Source organism: Actinotignum stranguriae, from assembly GCF_051265215.1.
Lineage (GTDB): Bacteria > Actinomycetota > Actinomycetes > Actinomycetales > Actinomycetaceae > Actinotignum > Actinotignum schaalii_C.
Genome location: NZ_JBOZCJ010000034.1, coordinates 1 through 17822, shown reverse-complemented (window position 1 = coordinate 17822; position 17822 = coordinate 1). Strand labels below are relative to the sequence as shown.

Below are 17822 nucleotides of genomic sequence, written 5' to 3'. Positions count from 1 at the left end.
CCGAGTTTGAACCCGACTTTAGCCCGCTAGCAAGCCGAAAAGTCCGGATAAAACCAACACCAAGTGTCCTATAGGCCCTTTTCCGTCCACGAATACAAACCAGAACAAACTGAAGTCCACTCCCGTTCCTCCGGTAACAGTTACTCTGAAAGCCGATGACTACAGCAAGGGTAAGCTCTGGGGAACTAATGCCCCGGGCCAGGGCGAGGCGTGGTCAGCCGCGAAACAGCTTTCCGGGTTCGACCTCAAGCTCGCCGGCAATACCGCCGTTATCTCCGGCCAGTATGACGCTGGTATTTCCAATTCGATTGGCGGTAAGCGTTTTATCGGAATCCGCACGGACAAAGCCGACGATATGCGCTACACCCAGTCCTTCTCGAACCTGTTCAAGGTGCGCGTTCTCCCCACGAAGCAGGACACTCTCATCCGCAGCCTGGATACCGACGCGCCTTTCACTCCCGAGGATGTGAAGGGGCTTATCGATGTGGATTACGGCAAGCTCGGAATTCTCAAGTACGGCGACGACGCGGGCCTTTCCAAGCAGGACGTTCACAACGAGGTCAAGGGCAAAATAACCAAGAATATTGAGGTTCCCGGGATCAGTCACGAACCCGGCACCCAGGAATTCCCCGGCACGCTCACAACCGACCTTGGTGCGGTCTCCCCGAAGCTGACCGCTACCATCATTTACTACACGTCCAAGATTTCCGAGACAGCAGTATCCGACCCGAATAACCTGACGCCCGGCGAACAGGATGCCATCAAGGCTAAGGTCAAGGAACTCAACCAGCTCAAGGACACGGACAAAGTCACCGTGGACAAGGAAGGCAATGTCACGATTGTCTTCAACCGCAACGGCAAGGACCTCGGCACCAAGACCTTCAAGGCGCCGCTCGTCACGCCTTCATATCCGGATTCCAGCGGCAAGTCCGGTTCCACGGTTGAGGTTCCGATCTCCACTCCGGACGGCTTCACTTTCCCGGACGGTTCCACGTTTAAGGTCGACGGCGAAGCTCCTGCTGGACTCACCGTTGGCAACGACGGCAAGATTACCTATCAGATCCCCGAGGGGCAGGAGACGGGCGATGTAACAGGCACCGTGCTCGTAACCATTCCCGGCCAGCCCGATCCCGTGAAGGTTCCCTTCAAGATCGCTGTCACCAAGCCGAAGATGGCAGAGAAGATTACCCTGAAGGATCCCGATATCACCGGAGTCGTTGACCTCAATAAACTCACGCCCGAGGAAAAGACCAAGGTCAGCGATGCCATCAAGGCCAAGAACCCGGATCTGCCTACGGATGCTGAGATCACTGTCTCCGACAATGGCACCGCAACCGTGACCTACAAGGACGGTTCCTCAACTACCTTCACTCCGGACAAGACCGTCCGCAAGCTCAAGGACAACGAGAAGATCACTCTCAAGGATCCTGAAGTAACCGGCGTGGTTGACCCGAAGAACCTCACCGATCCGGAACGTGACCAGGTCAAGGACAAGGTCAAGAAGGCCAACCCCGACCTGCCCGAGAATACCCAGGTCACCGTTGGCAAGGACGGCACCGTCACGGTAACCTTCCCGGACGGTTCCGAGACCCAGATCCCCGCGAACAAGACCGTCCGCAAGCTCAAGGACAACGAGAAGATCACCCTCAAGGATCCCGAGCTCACTGGAGTTGTGGACCTGACCAACCTCACTCCCGAGGAACAGGACCAGGTGAAGGACAAGGTCAAGAAGGCCAACCCCGACCTGCCCGAAAACACCCAGGTCACCGTCGGCAAGGACGGAACCGTGACCGTCACCTTCCCCGATGGCTCTGAGACCCAGATCCCTGCTGAGAAGACGGTCTGCAAGCTCAAGGACAACGAGAAGAACAAGATCAACGACCCCGAAATCACCGGTGTCGCCGATGTCAATAAGCTGACCGATCCCGAACGCGAGCAAGTCAAGAAGGCCGTTGAGAAGAAGAATCCGGATCTTCCGAAGGGCACAAAGATCACCGTCTCCGAAAACGGTACGGTCACAGTGACCTTCCCGGATGGCTCTGAGACCCAGATCCCCGCGAACAAGACCGTGCGTCAGCTCAAGGACAACGAGAAGAACAAGATCAACGACCCCGAACTCACCGGCGTTGTCGATGTCAATAAGCTGACCGATCCCGAACGCGAGCAAGTCAAGAAGGCCGTCGAAAAGGAGAACCCGAAGCTCCCCGAAGGAACCACGATCACCGTCTCCGAAAACGGCACGGTCACCGTAACTTTCCCAGATCAGTCGACGACCACTATTGACCCGAACAAGACGGTTCGCCAACTCAAGGACAACGAGAAGATCACCCTCAAGGATCCCGAGCTCACTGGAGTTGTGGACCTGACCAACCTCACCGATCAGGAACGTGAACAGGTCAAGGACAAGGTCAAGAAGGCCAACCCCGACCTGCCCGAAAACACCCAGGTCACCGTCGGCAAGGACGGGACCGTCACGGTTACCTTCCCGGATGGCTCTGAGACCCAGATCCCTGCTGAGAAGACGGTTCGCCAGCTCAAAGACAATGAGAAGAACAAGATCAACGACCCCGAAGTAACCGGTGTGGTTGACCCGAACAACCTCACGCCCGAAGAGCAGGAGCAGGTCAAGGACAAGGTCAAGAAGGCCAACCCGGATCTCCCCGAGAACACCCAGGTCACCGTCGGCAAGGACGGGACCGTCACGGTTACCTTCCCGGATGGCTCTGAGACCCAGATCCCGGCCGACAAGACCGTCCGCAAGCTCAAGGACAACGAGAAGATCACCCTCAAGGATCCCGAGCTCACTGGAGTTGTGGACCTGACCAACCTCACCGATCAGGAACGTGAACAGGTCAAGGACAAGGTCAAGAAGGCCAACCCGGATCTCCCCGAGAACACACAGATCACCGTCAGCAAGGATGGAACCGTCACGGTAACGTTCCCGGATGGTTCCACGAGCCAAATCCCGGCCGACAAGACCGTAAAGCTGCTCACCTCGGCCGATAACGGTGATGCCGACAAGGGTAATAAGGGTGACAAGCCGGACGCTTCCAAGCCCGCCAAGGTCAAGAAGGTCAAGAAGCTGCAGCACACCGGTGCTGATGTGACGCTTGGGCTCTTAGCTGCGGCCGCCGCGGTGGCTGCCGGTGGGGCCCTGGCTGCTGGGCGTCGTCGCCGCTAAAAAAGTTTCGGGAACGTGATCGCACGATCACACCGAAACAACAACTAACGCTCCCCGGGAGTGGCCGAAATATCGACCGTTCCCGGGGAGCGTTGCATTCACAGCTGCATTCACACTCCAGCCCTCCGCACTGCGGACGTAATGCTACCTTGCCTCACGGAAGTTCGTCAGCATATACTGACGGCGTGAAGGTGAAGTCTCAGCAAAGCGCGCGGGCGGACGCGGATGATTCCGTGGCCGCTCTTCCGGCAGATCCAGCGGTGATTGCGGAGAAGCTGCGCGCCGCCCATGCCATGCGGGTGGAGGCTGATCGCATCACGAAGTACTACGTCGAGGAAGCGGTACGCGCGGGCATGTCCTGGAGCGATATTGGCCGTTGCCTGGAGGTAACCAAGCAATCAGCCCATCGCAAATACGCGGCGGGGCTGCCGCGCGATCTAAGGAACCCGTCATGAAACTGCCTGCCGCCGCTGCCCTGCAGCTCATCCAGAATTCCGCTTTCGAAGCACGCCGCGCCTGGCGTGACGAGATCAGCCTCGTCGATGTTTTCCTCGCTCTGCTAGCCAGCGGAGGCAGCGCTAGCCGCGTCTGCGCCCGCGCCGGCCTCACGCTACGTGTTGCGCGTGAGCACGTTGACCAGCTCCACGCGGAACGCCTCGAAGAATTTGGGTTACCGCCCGTGCAGTTACGTGAACGCACCCGCGTTGAGATTTTCGACGACGCCGCTGAGCTCGCTCCACCTGCAGACCTGCGGAAATTCCTCAGTGGGAAATTCCCGGGCCATGATTATCACTGCGGCGTAGCTATCCGTTTGCTTCGCGATGAGGCTGCGTGCCGTACGATTGTGGAGCGCGCTGGAATCGACATCGAGCAGCTCATCGCCACGCTTGATACAGCTAAACCCCTCACGCAGCCACGCCGGGTGAAGCGCACCGCGCGGCTGCGCATCTACCTGCCAACCAACGCCCGTAAAATCCGTGAATACGCGCTTTCCCCAGAATTCGACTCCGCTAGTTTTACCGATGCTTCCTCAACAGGAGCTCGCTGGAGACTTCGTTACGCGGGATCAGAAGGTCAGCCCACGGTATGGGAGCTTTCCGAACCGCACGATTTGTCCAGGCCGCGCAAAGCTTCCGAAAAACACTCCCGCCGCTTGGCTGTGCTTGCGGAAGACGATCCGGAAGCCGTATCGAGTGCTACCGGTGAAGGTTGCTTCGTCACCTTCACCGCGAGTCTTGGCAAATCTGGCCTGTTTTCCCGGCTTCTCTTCCGGGTTTTTATTGGCACGCTAGGTCTCGCGCACCAGGCCAATTACCTCTCCGATTGGGTAGCCCAGTCCAAGTAGCACACCAATAAGAATAATTGCGTTAGTGCCAGGCCCCTACCCGGATGGGCAGCGTAATATCGCCATCGAACCACGTCTCCTCGCCTTTCCGCGCGGGTACGGGAATCACTTCACCATCAGGACTCAGTTGGAGTCCTAAGAGCTGCTGCTCACCAGCATCCCCGGAGTTACTTACCCGCCATTCAATCTCCATCGTGGCACTGTCCCCCGGAGGAAGCTCAACTCCACGCTCGTAGGCGCTGGAGTCCGCGCCGGTGATTTCCGTGGTTCTGAGCTCGGTAGTCGCGAGCTCGGTGCCGGGAAGGCTATCGCTCTGGCTTCCCGCATCGGAGAGCCACACCCCGGTCATGCCCCGCACCGAGCACGCGGTCGCGCCGCGATTGGTGAGCGTGATTCGCACCTGCCGCGCACCAAGAGCGCCATCCACTGAGCTCCGGCTCATATCCACCTGCGCGGACGTACACGGCGCCGAAATTGCGCCCGGGCGCGGATCTCGTGCAGACCTGGACGGCACTCCAGAAATAGGCGAAGGTTCCGGCGCGGGCGAAACCTCCCCCGTAGGCGTAGTTCGCGGTACGGACGCCCCAGAAGAATCCCGGGAATCTTCCACTTCTCGCGGGAACGTTACCGACTCGCCCTTCACATAGGTGCGATCCGCCGGCGAAGGGAGCAGCCACCAGCCTAAGGCGGAAAGCACCACCGCCACGGCGGTGACGCCCAGGCTAAGTTTCAGGAGAAAACCCGGTGATCCGCCAGCCGGTCCGCCAGCGTTTCCGGCCGCCTTATCGACTTCTATCCGGCAGTTTTCACGCGCAAAAACAAGACCACCCAACATCACCCCATAAGAAACGATAACCACCATGATCAAGCCCAGGGGACCCGCAGTGATCAGGCTAGGAGCCATCAACACGCCCGCGCCAGCCCCGGCCACAGCCACCGCCCCGCCGCTCATCCACGCCGCACGGCAAGCACCCGTTCCCACCGCGAGGGTAAGGGAAAAGAGCATTCCAGTTCCGAAGCCGAGCAGACCCACCCCGGCCACGGCTCCCTCAGGCACACCACCGAAGAGCGCGGCCAGGCTTCCGAATATTGCCACCGCCACCACCGCGAGCGCGCCGAGCACTTCCACCGCTATCGCCAGGTAACGTACCTGCTTGCGCGGGCCGCGGGCACCGCCAAACTTACTCGAAGCCCGCGGCAGCGAACGCCCCAGAGCAATCCAAGCACCTATCCCCACCGCGATCCCGGCCAGCATAATAAGCAAATAATCCCAAGGAAAAGGAGCTACCCGGCACTGCCGTGTCGCATTCCAGCTACACCAAGCGCCATCTGCGTACGAGTTCAGCACCAGGGACTGACGCACAGTCCACACAATGACCGCCCAGGAAAGCACCAGCACGGCAGCCGCGCCGACCCCGCGGGCTCGCAATAACGGCCGCTCAGGCATGGGGAGCTGCGCGGGTGCAGACGCTTCGTTAGTCATGCCGCGATTCTAATGCGCGCCGTCGTACCACCATAGGGGTACGACGACGCAGCTACCGGCAGCGCGCGAGGAAATTCTTCATGATCGTGCGCCCACAGGGGGTGAGGATCGATTCGGGATGGAATTGCACCCCGAAGACCGGGAAGCTGCGGTGCTCCACCGCCATGACCTCCCCGTCCCCCACGCAGCGCGAGGTCACGGCCAGATCATCGCCTAGGGTATCGTCGCGCACCGCGAGGGAATGGTAGCGAGCCACCATTTCTTCATCCTCGCACCCCGCGAAGAGGGTGCTCGAAGTATCCATGCGCGCAGGCCGGGCGATGCCGTGCACCACCTCGGCCGCGTAGGTCACGGTAGCGCCGAAGGCCTCGCAGATCGCCTGGTGGCCCAGGCACACCCCGAGGATGGGGTATTTTCCAGCCAGTTGCTCCACCAGCGGCATGGATACACCGGCATCGCGAGGGAAGCCCGGGCCGGGGGAAATAATAATGCCATCCGGGGCCAGTGCATCAATCTCCGCTACGCTCAGGGCATCATTGCGGACCACCTTGACATCCGGGCGGAAAGATCCGACCAGCTGCACCAGGTTGTAGGTGAAAGAATCGTAGTTATCAATGATGAGGATCATGAGCATTCCTCCAACTGGGCGGCGTCGCGCAAAGCTTCCAGGACGGCCGCGGCCTTATTTAGGGTTTCTTGGTATTCGGTGGCGGCAACGGAATCTTGGACGATACCCGCGCCGCTGCGCGCGTAGACCGTGTTCCCGATCTTGTAGGCGATGCGGATACCGATGCAGGTATCGAGGTTCCCCGAAAAATCGAGGTAGCCGATGGCCCCGCCATAAATACCACGTTTATTGCCTTCGAGGTCATTAATGAGCTGGCAGGCGCGGATCTTCGGTGCCCCGCTCAGGGTACCCGCGGGCAGAATCGAAGCAACGGCATCCAGGGCATCGCACTCGGGGCGAATTTTCCCGCTCACCGTGGAACCAATATGCATAACGTGGGAGAAACGCACCACGTCATGGAAGCGATCCACGTTCACGGTGCCGAATTGCGCCAGGCGCCCGATATCATTACGCCCCAAATCCACGAGCATATTATGTTCGGCCAGTTCCTTCGGGTCGGCCAGCAGTTCTTCTTCTAGGCGAGCATCCTCCGCGGGAGTGGCCCCGCGCGGGCGGGTGCCAGCCAACGGGAAAGTGAAGAGGGTGCCATCCTCCAATTTCACCAGGGTTTCCGGGGAGGCCCCCGCCACCTCAATATTGTGCCCGCTGAAATAGAACATATACGGGGAAGGATTAATAGTACGTAACACCCGATAAGTATCAATTAGGGAACCTGTGAATTCCGCGCGCAAGCAATTAGAAAGCACGATCTGGAAAATATCACCTTCGTGAATATAGTGCTTGGCGCGCTCCACCATCGCCACGAACTCCGCCTCATTAAGCACCGGGGTGATTGGCCCGGTCAGGCGCCCGGTAGTATCCGCCACCGGCTCGCCGTGCAGGAGCAGCTGGGCCAGTTCGCGTAATTCTTCGGTAGCCCGCGGATATTCTTCCTCCAGGTTATCGAGGCCCACCACCTTGATTAATATGATTTTTTGGCGGAAGTTATCGAAGGCAATAACGGTGTCGAAAAGCATAAGATCGACATCATTAAAGCCTTCCTCGTTCGGGGCATCGAGGCGCAGGGTCGGTTCGGCATATTTCACGTAGTCATAGGAAAAATATCCCACCAGCCCGCCGGCGAAGGGCGGCATCCCCGGGATTTTCGGGCTGCGGTAGCGGGCGAGCACCTCGCGGATCGCATCCGAAGGGGAATCATAGGCGGCCGGCTGATCATTAATCCGCACCTGCCCGTCCACAGCGGTAATTTCAAGTTTCGGATCGTAGCCGAGGAACGTGTAACGCCCCCAGGTCTGATCCTGGCCGGCCGATTCGAGCATATAGACGTGATCGGAAACGTTTTTGAGGATTTTCAGAGCGGTGACGGGCGTGAGGGAATCGGAAAGAATTTCGGTGGCGACGGGAGCGGCGCGATACTCGGGCGCAACGCAGTGCTCGGTTCTGAAGGCGCTCAGCTCAGCGAGGGCAGGGTAAAACTGCATAATTATCCTTTGTGATAACAGTGCGGGGGTCTTGATTATGGGGTGACGTTGATCCCTGAGGGCACGTACGCGCGAAGCACGCGCGTGCGGGGAAGAAAAATTAGGCGCGCCATCGACGCCAGCCGGCGCCCAGCGCCGCAAGCTTTGCACAACCCGTATCCATACCCGTCACTTTAGCAGGCCGAATAGTTCGGCGCGCTGCGTTCCACTTTCCGGATCCCGCGGCTCCAGATGCAGCTCATTATCGGCCACCTCGTTAATGAATTCCGGATCGTGGCTGATCACCAGGACCGTGGCTCCGCGCGCTGCAAGCGCGCGGATGTGAGTGGAGATGGAGTGGAGGTGCCGATAATCCACCCCGGAGGTCGGTTCGTCAAAGACATAAAAGTCGGCGTGTGCCACCGTTGCATTGGCGACGACGAGGCGCTGCTTCTGCCCGCCCGATAGAGTAGCCGGATGCCGGTCCGCTACCTCGCCTAATCCGAGGTCGGCCAAGACCTGCTCGATCCGGTCCGCGCTCACCCCGGCATTCCCCAGCGCCACTTCCCCGCGCACGGTTTCCGCGAACAGCTGGCGGGTGACATCCTGCATGACCAAGCTGGAATGGCGCAGCCGCTCGCGCCCCCGGCACACTTTCCCGCCGAAGGAAATTCGCGCACCAGATTCCGGATGCGCCAGCCCGATGAGCACCCGGGCCAGGGTGGTTTTCCCCGCCCCGTTGGGCCCCGTCACCGCGGTGACCTGCCCGGCCGGGATCTCCACCCGCTCCAGATTAAGCACCTCGTGGGGCCCGTAGGCAAAGCGCACCGCCTCGGCCACCACGCCCGGGGTGGTGGGCGCGCTGGCCGGGGTGCCGGCGTCGTCGCCCTTATGCGCGGTGGCGGAAACGCGCGCCGCACGTTCGGGTACCCGCAAGGTCCGCAGGCCCAGACCGATGCGTTCGGTTTCGTCCATCGCAAAGAAATCCGCAGCGGCGTAGCGCCCGGTGATGCGCCCGCCGTGCATCACGACGACGCGATCCGCTACGCCACGCAGCGGGTAGAGGCGGTGCTCGGCGATGATCGTGGTCCAGCCGCGGGCTTTGAGGGCGCGTACGACCTGCGCGAAATGCCCGACCATCTCGGGGCTGAGGTTGGAGGTTGGCTCGTCGAAGAGGAGGATGCGGTGCGGGCCGACCAGCGCGGCAGCGCTCGCCACCAATTGCAATTCGCCCCCGGAAAGCTGGGCGAGGCGGCGCGGGAGGAAACGCTCAATATTCCAGGTGGTGGCAGCGTGGGCGATGCGTTCGGCGATGAGCTCAGGGGCGTCCCCGGCGTTTTCGCCGGCGAAGGCGAGTTCCTCGAGGACTTTCGCGGTGAAGAATTGCGCGCGCGGGTTTTGGAACACGGTGCCGGCCGCGCGCCCGAGCTCCTGAATCGGGGTGGCGGTGGTGCTAAGCCCGGCCAGGCGGACCTCGCCGTGCAGCTCGCCGGGGTAGAGCTCGGGGATGAGGCCGTTGAGGAGTTTGAGGATCGTGGACTTCCCGGAGCCGGACGGCCCGGTGATGAGGGTGCACGAGCCTTCCGGGAAGTCGAGGTCAATATCGCGCACGCCGCACTCGGTGGCGGGTAGCTCGGGATCGCTCTGGTAGGTGAAGGTAACGCCGCGCAGGTAAGTGGCGGAATCCGCGGTTGCAGAAGCAGACGCTGCGGTGCCCGCGGTTTCGGGAGCCACGGAACTCTGGGCATCGGGGGCTTGCTGATCGGGCGCGCTCATCGCACTCCTCCCGGGGTGAAGCTGATATTGGCGAGGTAGTAGCGCGCCACAATGAGGGCCGCGATGACCGCGAGCCACAGCGCATCCACCCAGGAGAAACGCAGGCGATGCAGCGAGGTGGGGCGGGTGCGCGAGCCGAGGCCGCGCAGGGTTCCCGCCGCCGTCATATCATCGGCAATGCGGGCGCAGGAGGACAGCAGCGGGACCAGGATAAATTCCAGGTAGCGCAAGGGATGGAACACGGCGCTCCAGCCCATGGCCAGGCCGCGTAGCGCCATTGCCTCGCGCACCGCCCGGTATTCGGAAACCACGATCGGCAGGAAACGCAGCAGCACGGTGATCGGTGCGGTGACCGCCACCGGGATACGCAGGGCGCGCAGCGCGGCCACCAGCTCGCCGGGCACCAGCACCGTGAGGGCATACCCGGCCAGGGCGGCCGCCGCGCATAATTTGAACATCCAGAACCCGAAAGCCACGAAAAAGGCACCCAAGGCGGAGGCCCCGGTGAGGCTCGGGAGGAAAATAAGGAACATCCAGAAGGATTCCACCACGATAATGCCGAGGGCCAGTTTCACCCGCCCGTTACTCACGAGCGCGAGCGCGGCCACCAGCACCACGATGACCGCGAGCAGGAAACTGCCGCGCGTCATGACCAGCGCATTGCCCACCAGCACCAGGAGGAGGACGGTGCGCGGGTCCGGGCGCCAGCGCCGGCGCTCATCCAAGCTCAGAATCCCGCCGGCATCAAGAACCGCGGGCGCGCCACTGTCGGGCTGAGCTGGCACACCGGTAGCGGAAGCGAGCGGGCCGCGAGCACGCGGGCCCGCGGCGTCGTCGTTAAAAATTGTGGAATCCACCGGAACCTCGCAGCTAGCGGGCGATACCGGACGTGCGGAAATGGCGGCGCAGCACCGAATCACCGAAGAAACCGCCGATAATTCCGAGCACGAACACGGCCACGCCCCAGATGGCAATCATGGTTGGGGAGAGGAACCAGCGCAGGCCGTCGGCGTACTCGGTGCCCATGGAGCCGGCGATGTACTGGTAGTAGCCTTCCGCGTCGGTGAGAACCGGGAACCACGGGGCGACGTACCACAGCGACATCAGCGCATAGCCGAGGATCTTGAGGTAACGCTTGCCGCGGGTGAAGAGATAATCGCCTAACAGCCCCAGGCCGAAGGTGAGCAGCACGGTCACCCACGGATGCCCGGTGAGCACCATAAGTGCGCCCACGAGCAGCGCCATAAGCCCGAGGGTGCCGAATTTCGGGGCGCGTGCTTTGAAGAGGAAAACGACGACGCCGTTGGCGATAATCCCCAGCGCGTAGCCCACGAACATCATCGCCGGGTTGATGACGCCCAGCATTCCGAAGCCGAAAAGAACAACGAAGTAGATGGCGGTAAAAACGCCAATGTTAATAAAGTCTTTAGTTTTCACGGTGAGTCACTCCTGAACGAAGTAGTGAGAACGAATCAGGGGCGGATTAGGGCACCCTAACTTGAACTTTCGGGGATTAACTGTAGCGCGATCTGAGCGTGCGTCAATAGGACGTGTGAAATACGGGCGAAATGCGGGGGTGGTGGGGTGGATTCACGGCCATTGCGGAAGCCTGCGCCGGGCGGCACGCGAGGCGAAAATGCGCCGAGCCGCGAAACGGAAATGCACCGAGCCGCGAAGCGCGCCACAGCGTCTGCACAAGCGCCGTGAAACGGGTAGCCTAAATCTGTATCGATTTTCAATCGCTCGCGCCAATGGTGGTGTTGCGCCACAATCGTACCGAAGGAGGAACCTGTGACCAGAAAAATCTCCGGCGCCCTCATCGCTCTTATTTTTGGCTTGCTCGCGGCCATCGCGCCCTTGCCGACCGCGCTCGGGGAGCCAAATCCGCCGGGCGAAACCACCGCATCCACGTGGGACGAGCTCATCACCACCGCTTCCCAATCGGGTGATATAAGCGCGACTCTTTCCCATAAGTTGGGTCTCAGTGCGGATGCGCCGGTACTGCGGGTTCCGGCCGGCACCCAGCTCACCCTCACCGGCAGCGGTGAAATCACCGGCGCGGATCTACCCGCGATCCAGGTGGACAAGGGTGGTTCTCTCACCCTGGCCGGCCCTTCGTTTACCCGCACGCAATTCGTGGTGGAGGGCACACTCACGGTGAGTGCCGGCTCGATTCACGATACGGCCCTCACCGGCCCGGTTATTTTCGTTAAGGGCGGGGAACTCAATATCAGCGGCACCGCTGATTTCTCGCGTAATTCCAGTGCGCCGCAGGGTGGCACGCTCGGGCCGAGCGGCGTCGTCGCCAAAAAATATGCACCGATTACCGCCTACGGCGGAACCATCAACGTGAGTGGCGGCACCCTCACCGAGAATTCCGGCCTGCAACTGGGCGGCGCTATTGGGGTGTGGGGCAGCGCGGAGCAGCCCGCAAAACTCGCGATCAGCGGGGGTACGCTCAGCAAAAATACGGTGAGCCACCCGGAGTTCAACGGTCTCGGTGGAGCGGTCTTTACCGAAGGTGCCACCGTGGAGCTCAGTGGCGGCACCCTGAGCGAAAATGCCACCGAAATCGGCGGGGCTATGGCGCTTATGCACTCCCCCTTCACCATGAGCGGCGGCGAAGTCCGCGGGAACTCCAATGGCATATTCAGGGGCCAGGGTGGCGGTATTCATATCACCGGTGGTGAGGCGAAGTTCACCGGTGGAATCATCACCGGAAATGAGTCCACCGTAGCCGGCGGAGGTCTGCATACATCTCAAGCCACTGTCACTTTGGCCGGGACCTCGTTCACGAATAACATCTCCGGCGAATCCGGTGGTGCGCTCGCCTTCCGGTCGAATAGCCAGGTCACTCTCACCGCCGGGCTTATTAGCGGAAATACGTCCCGCGGATTCTGGGGCGGTGCCGGTATTTACAACGAGAAAGGCTCCACTCTCACCATCCACAACGCGGTTATCCGCAATAATGAGATCGCGGAAATGCGGCTGGTCGGAGCTGGCAACCGCCCGCCGAGCCCTCAGGGCGGCGGGGTGTGGAACTGCCCCACCGGCCGGACCACTATGAATATCACCCGAGGCGTGGCTATTTTCGATAATTCCGCGCCCGATGCTGGAACAGAGAAGCAATACAAGGGCGCCGGCGATGACTTCTTCAGCGTTGCCAAACACGAATTCGATAACCCGACGCCCGTTGCGGGCCAGCCGGTTGTGGTAAGCGAGCGGATGCTCGGCGGTTCCCCGCGCGCCTGGTTCCAGGATGGCTCCGCCTACGGCATTCACACTAATTGGCCCGCGGAGAAACAGCTGCTGCGTTACCAGGAAGGCGGGCAAAATACCCCGGTTCCCTTCGGCCAACCCATTAATGACAATAAGGCTTTCAAGTCGGTGCCGAGCGCGGAGGCAAAAGCCCTGGCTGGGCAGCTAGCTAGCGTTATTATCGAAAACAATCACGCCACCGGCATTGGCATTAGCGGCGGCGGCATCGCCAATAACGGCGAGCTGATTTTCGGCGAGGATGACATCTGGACCCTGCGCGTCACGAAGGCCTGGGAGGGCGACGACGCCGCCACCCGCCCCGAGTCCATCACGCTGGACGTGCTGGTCGGCGGGCACAAACTCCAGGAAATCACCCTCACGGCCGCACAGCAGTGGACGGCCGAGATCGCGAACTTCCCCAACCCGGCCACGCTCATCGACGCGGCCACCGGCAAGCAACTCCCCATCGAGTTCCGCGAACACGGCGCGGAAAATTCCCCGTACACGCTGCGCACCACCGCCACCACGGCGGACGACGGCGCGAAGCTCTACACGGTGACACTCACCAACACCATGTCCACCGAGGTTTCGGTGGCGAAGAAATGGAACGACGACGCCGCGCCTGCCGGGCTGCGCCCCGATAAGGTCACGGTGGAACTCCTGGATGCGGGCCAGCCGGTGGGTCAGAGCTTGGAGCTGAGCGCCGCGGGTGGATGGACCGGGAAGTTCACGGATCTCCCGGTGTACCGCGAGGGCCGCAAGGCGGTGTACTCAGTACGCGAAGTGCAGGTTCCTGGATACACAAGCGTGATCAGCGGGGATGCGGCCAGCGGGTACGTCATCACGAATACTCATACACCGCCGCCACCCACCACGGAGCCGCCGGCGCCGCCAACAACTCCGCCGGCGCCACCAACGACGGAGCCTCCGACTCCGCCAACCACGCCGCCTACTCCGAGCGTGCCGCCGACGACGGAACCGCCCGCTCCGCCGACCACTCCCCCGGTGCCGCCCGCGGTGCCTCCGAGCACGCCGCCGGTAACTCCACCGGCCAGCACACCGCCGAGCACGCCGCCGGCTAATCCGCCGCGGATTGTGCGCACCGGTAGCGACGCTCGTTCCGGAGCAACCGTGGCCGGCACAGCACTGCTAGCGGGCCTCGGAATCCTGGCCTGGCGCCGCATCCGCACCACGCGCTAAGGCGCCCTGCGCCTCACCCACGGGGGTGGTACATCGCACGCGATGTACCACCCCCGCCGTCGTCGTACCTCTTAATGGGCATTATCCGACTGAGACCCGTTTCACGCCGAAAAAATTTCCCTCCGCCCCGGGAGAGGAATATGCTATTGGCAATTTGAGCCAAAATCAGGCAGGCTCAGGAAAATTCGGAGGCACACTCACTCATGTCCGTGACGGAAACGAAAATCCCGACCGCCACTCAACCGATTGATCACCCTATCGATGGGAATCTCACCATTCCCGCCAGTTCCGGAATTCCCGATAATCCCGGCCTTTCCGGTATTCCTGATTCCGCAGGAGTTAACAACCGGCCGGACGAGGATTTCTCATTCGGAGTTGTTCCCACTTCAAGCCGACGTTCCTTTTGGGCCGTCGGCTTTGTTATGCTCGGCTTCACTTTCTTCTCCGCGTCCATGTCCGTCGGAGCGAAGCTCGGCATCGGCCTAGACCTGGGCGGCTTCATCGCCGCGGTCTCCATCGGCGGCGCGATCCTGGCCACCTTCACCGGGGCGCTGGCCTACGTGGGCGCGAAAACCGGGATGGGCGTGGACGAACTCGCCCGCCACTCCTTCGGCCGCTTCGGCTCCTTCCTCCCCTCCTTCCTCATCGCCTTCACCCAAATGGGCTGGTTCGGCGTGGGCGTGGCCATGTTCGCCATCCCGACCGCGGAAATCCTCAATATTAACCCCTGGCCGATTGTGCTCATCGCCGGCGGTCTCATGACCGCCTCCGCCTACTACGGCATCAAGGCCATCGAGATCGTCTCCTTCATCTCCGTGCCGCTGATCGCGGGGCTCGGCACCTACTCAATGGTGACCGCCACGGTGGACGGCGGCGGCCTCACCCGCATCTTCGCAAACACCAGCGGCATGCCGGTCATGGTGGGAGTCGGCCTGGTGGTCGGTTCCTTCATCTCGGGCGGCTCGGCCACCCCGAACTTCACCCGCTTCGCCGGCTCCGCGAAATCCGCGGTTATTACCACCGTCATCGCCTTCCTGCTGGGCAATACCCTCATGTTCTCCTTCGGCGCGGTGGGCGGGGCCTTCACCGGCAAGGACGACATCTTCTACGTCATGATCGCCCAGGGCCTGGCCATCCCCGCCCTCATCGTGCTGGGCGCGAATATTTGGACCACGAATAACAACGCCCTCTACACCACCGGCCTGGGCTTCGCGAATATGACGAAGCGCCCCAAGAAGCCGCTGGTCATCATCGCCGGCATCCTCGGCACCCTGTGCGCGCTGTGGCTCTACGACAACTTCGTGGGCTGGCTGAGCTTCCTCAACGCCACCCTGCCCCCGATTGGCACCGTGCTGGTGGCCGACTACTTCGCCAACCGCCGCGCCTACCAGGCCATCGTGGAGGCCGTGGAAACCGGGCGAATTTCCGCCGCGGATACCTCGAATACCTCGGCGACCCGCGCGGTGGCCTGGCCCGCGGTGATCGCGGTGGCGGCCGGGGCGCTGGTGGGCTGGACCATCCCGGTGGGGATTGCCTCGCTCAACGCTATCGTGGCCACGCTGGCCGTGTTCTTCGCTGGCCGCGGCGTCGTCGCAAAAATGAAGTAAGCGCCCGCGCGCTGCACCGTAACGTATCGCACGCACCCGAAAGGAGCACCCGTGAGCACCCAGATTTTCCGAAATCTGCGCGTCGAAAACGCTGAGCACCTCTCCGATATCACCGTGACCGACGGCGTCATTACCGCGATCACGCCCGCCGGGCCGGTTGCCGGTTCCGCCGCAAGTCCCGCCGGGACCGGTTCGCGTGACGGCGCCGGTTCGCCCGCCCCCGTTTCCGGCACCCCCGTTTCCGGTACGACGGCGCAGCCGAGCCACGCGCCGGCCGCCACCGTCCGCGACTTCGGCGGGCGCCTCGCCCTGCCGCCCATCGTGGAATCACACGTCCACCTGGACACCACGATGACCGAAGGCGATCCGCACCCCAACGAATCGGGCACCCTCTTCGAGGGCATCGAGATATGGTCCCAGCGCAAGGCGAAGCTCACGGTGGAGGACGTCAAGGAGCGCGCCATGCGGGCGATCCGCCAGCAGGTGCGTTTTGGAATCCAGTACATCCGCTCTCACGTGGATATCAACGACCCGAACCTCACCGCGCTGCGCGCCCTGCTCGAACTGCGCGAGGAACTACGCGACCGCGTCACCTTGCAGCTGGTGGCCTTCCCGCAGGAGGGCATCGAATCCTATCCGCACGGGCGCGAACTGCTGCGCACCGCCGCCGAGCTGGGCGTAGACGCCATCGGCGCCATCCCGCATTACGAATTCACGCGCGAATACTCGGTGAGCTCGCTGAATTACGCGGTGGGCCTCGCGCAGGAATTCAACCTCCTCATGGACGTGCATTGTGATGAGATCGACGACGGCGCTTCGCGCGGCCTGGAAACCCTGGCGACTCGGGCCTACGAGGCGGGTATCGGGGAGAAGGTCACGGCCTCGCATACCACGGCGATGCATTCGTATAACAATGCCTATTTCATTCGGCTGCTGCGACTGCTCAAGATGAGCGGAATCAATTTTGTATCCAATCCGATGGTCAATACCCACCTGCAGGGGCGCACGGATACCTATCCGAAGCGCCGCGGGGTGACCCGGGTCAAGGAGCTGACGGAGGCGGGTATCAACGTGTCTTTCGGGCAGGACGATATCGTCGATCCGTGGAATCCGCTGGGCACGGGCTCGCTGCGCGACGTGACCCTCATCGGGCTGTACGTGACCCAGATGATGGGGGCCTCGCAGATCGATCATTCCTATCGCTTCATCACCCATAACGGCGCGCGCACCCTCCACCTGCCCGATTACGGCATCAAGGTGGGTAATCCCGCGAACTTCATCGTGCTGGGGGCGCAGTCCTGGCGCGAGGCCCTGGCTTTCCACGCCCCGGTGCTGGCTTCCTACCGGCGCGGCGAGCTGCTTTTCGAGTCCACTGAGCCGGAGCGCGCCTGGCATTTGTAGGCGGTTGGTTGTGCGCCGCGCGCGGCGCGCGCTTCGCGCGGGCACGGCGGCGCGCGGGCCTTTTTCTCCCGGACCCTCGGCCGAGTGACAGGCCGGGGGTTCGGTGAATTTAAGCCGGTGGGCGGGCCTGCGAACGACAGGCACCGACCGCCCACCATCACGCCGGCTTACAAAGTGGTACTGGAGCTACAGCCAACACCCGGTTTTCTGTCGTGGAGTACCACTCTGTCAGGCCCGATGCTCTCCAGTACCACTCTGTCACCGCACCGCGGGCCTGGTGGCCAGCCACCACCCGGAGCCGATCTGGCAACTGGCGGCCCAGGCCCGTCCAGCCCGGGCCCGTCCAGCCCGCCCCGAAAACAAAGTGCGCATAAGAGCACCGTTTCGGAGCGATTTCGTGTCTCTTACGCGCTGTGAGACTTGTGTGTAGCTGATCTGGGATCGGCTGGCAGGATAGATCATAGCCACGGTGGCGTGCCCCGC

Annotated in this window: 12 protein-coding genes; 6 read left to right on the top strand and 6 right to left on the bottom strand. The window is 62.1% G+C overall.

Annotated features, from left to right (window positions below):
• The first annotated feature begins 355 nt into the window (after positions 1-355).
• The 3 genes from ACRQEG_RS09200 (at position 356) to ACRQEG_RS09190 (ending at position 4526) form a co-directional block, all read left to right on the top strand.
• The gene (locus tag ACRQEG_RS09200; protein ID WP_320758190.1) at positions 356-3181 is read left to right on the top strand and encodes a MiiA motif-containing surface protein; all 2826 of its coding nucleotides are present in this window, start codon (positions 356-358) and stop codon (positions 3179-3181) included.
• A gap of 185 nt (positions 3182-3366) precedes the next feature.
• Positions 3367-3636, top strand: a complete 270-nt coding sequence (locus tag ACRQEG_RS09195) for a hypothetical protein (protein WP_320758191.1) — start codon at positions 3367-3369, stop codon at positions 3634-3636.
• On the top strand, positions 3633-4526 hold the full coding sequence (locus tag ACRQEG_RS09190; protein WP_320758192.1) for a hypothetical protein: 894 nt from the start codon (positions 3633-3635) through the stop codon (positions 4524-4526). The genes ACRQEG_RS09195 and ACRQEG_RS09190 overlap by 4 nt, the downstream gene beginning before the upstream one ends.
• A 22-nt stretch (positions 4527-4548) precedes the next feature.
• On the opposite strand, the gene ACRQEG_RS09185 is transcribed toward ACRQEG_RS09190, so the two are convergent.
• The 6 genes from ACRQEG_RS09185 to ACRQEG_RS09160 form a co-directional block, all read right to left on the bottom strand.
• Complete coding sequence (locus tag ACRQEG_RS09185; protein ID WP_320758193.1) at positions 4549-6009, bottom strand: DUF4232 domain-containing protein; 1461 nt, start codon at positions 6007-6009, stop codon at positions 4549-4551.
• Between the two features lie 52 nt (positions 6010-6061).
• Positions 6062-6637 carry an anthranilate synthase component II gene (locus ACRQEG_RS09180; protein WP_320758194.1) on the bottom strand — a complete coding sequence of 192 codons (576 nt, stop codon included), beginning with the start codon at positions 6635-6637 and terminating at the stop codon, positions 6062-6064.
• Entirely contained in the window at positions 6634-8118 is a 1485-nt protein-coding gene (locus ACRQEG_RS09175; RefSeq protein ID WP_435733863.1) for an anthranilate synthase component I family protein, read from the bottom strand. The genes ACRQEG_RS09180 and ACRQEG_RS09175 overlap by 4 nt, the downstream gene beginning before the upstream one ends.
• 168 nt (positions 8119-8286) lie before the next feature.
• On the bottom strand, positions 8287-9873 hold the full coding sequence (locus tag ACRQEG_RS09170) for an ABC transporter ATP-binding protein (RefSeq protein ID WP_234984419.1): 1587 nt from the start codon (positions 9871-9873) through the stop codon (positions 8287-8289).
• Entirely contained in the window at positions 9870-10730 is an 861-nt protein-coding gene (locus ACRQEG_RS09165; protein WP_087070012.1) for an energy-coupling factor transporter transmembrane component T family protein, read from the bottom strand. Before ACRQEG_RS09165 ends, ACRQEG_RS09170 begins: the two co-directional genes overlap by 4 nt.
• Positions 10731-10743: 13 nt before the next feature.
• Complete coding sequence (locus ACRQEG_RS09160; protein ID WP_016441893.1) at positions 10744-11310, bottom strand: MptD family putative ECF transporter S component; 567 nt, start codon at positions 11308-11310, stop codon at positions 10744-10746.
• 354 nt (positions 11311-11664) lie between these two features.
• Here ACRQEG_RS09160 and ACRQEG_RS09155 point away from each other — a divergent pair, with 354 nt between their 5' ends.
• The 3 genes from ACRQEG_RS09155 (at position 11665) to codA (ending at position 17339) form a co-directional block, all read left to right on the top strand.
• Complete coding sequence (locus ACRQEG_RS09155; protein ID WP_435733862.1) at positions 11665-14331, top strand: Cna B-type domain-containing protein; 2667 nt, start codon at positions 11665-11667, stop codon at positions 14329-14331.
• Positions 14332-14534: 203 nt separating this feature from the next.
• Positions 14535-15938 carry a cytosine permease gene (gene codB / locus ACRQEG_RS09150; protein ID WP_435733861.1) on the top strand — a complete coding sequence of 468 codons (1404 nt, stop codon included), beginning with the start codon at positions 14535-14537 and terminating at the stop codon, positions 15936-15938.
• Positions 15939-15989: 51 nt separating this feature from the next.
• Positions 15990-17339: a cytosine deaminase gene (codA, locus tag ACRQEG_RS09145; protein ID WP_087070015.1), complete on the top strand. Its 1350-nt coding sequence runs from the start codon at positions 15990-15992 to the stop codon at positions 17337-17339.
• Positions 17340-17822 lie beyond the last annotated feature (483 nt).

Excerpts from the sequence above, each read along its gene's own strand:
- ACRQEG_RS09170 (WP_234984419.1), bottom strand. The coding sequence starts at position 9,873 with ATGAGCGCGCCCGATCAGCAAGCCCCCGATGCCCAGAGTTCCGTGGCT.
- ACRQEG_RS09175 (WP_435733863.1), bottom strand. The coding sequence starts at position 8,118 with ATGCAGTTTTACCCTGCCCTCGCTGAGCTGAGCGCCTTCAGAACCGAG.
- ACRQEG_RS09185 (WP_320758193.1), bottom strand. The coding sequence starts at position 6,009 with ATGACTAACGAAGCGTCTGCACCCGCGCAGCTCCCCATGCCTGAGCGG.
- ACRQEG_RS09180 (WP_320758194.1), bottom strand. The coding sequence starts at position 6,637 with ATGATCCTCATCATTGATAACTACGATTCTTTCACCTACAACCTGGTG.
- ACRQEG_RS09190 (WP_320758192.1), top strand. The coding sequence starts at position 3,633 with ATGAAACTGCCTGCCGCCGCTGCCCTGCAGCTCATCCAGAATTCCGCT.
- codB (WP_435733861.1), top strand. The coding sequence starts at position 14,535 with ATGTCCGTGACGGAAACGAAAATCCCGACCGCCACTCAACCGATTGAT.
- ACRQEG_RS09200 (WP_320758190.1), top strand. The coding sequence starts at position 356 with ATGCGCTACACCCAGTCCTTCTCGAACCTGTTCAAGGTGCGCGTTCTC.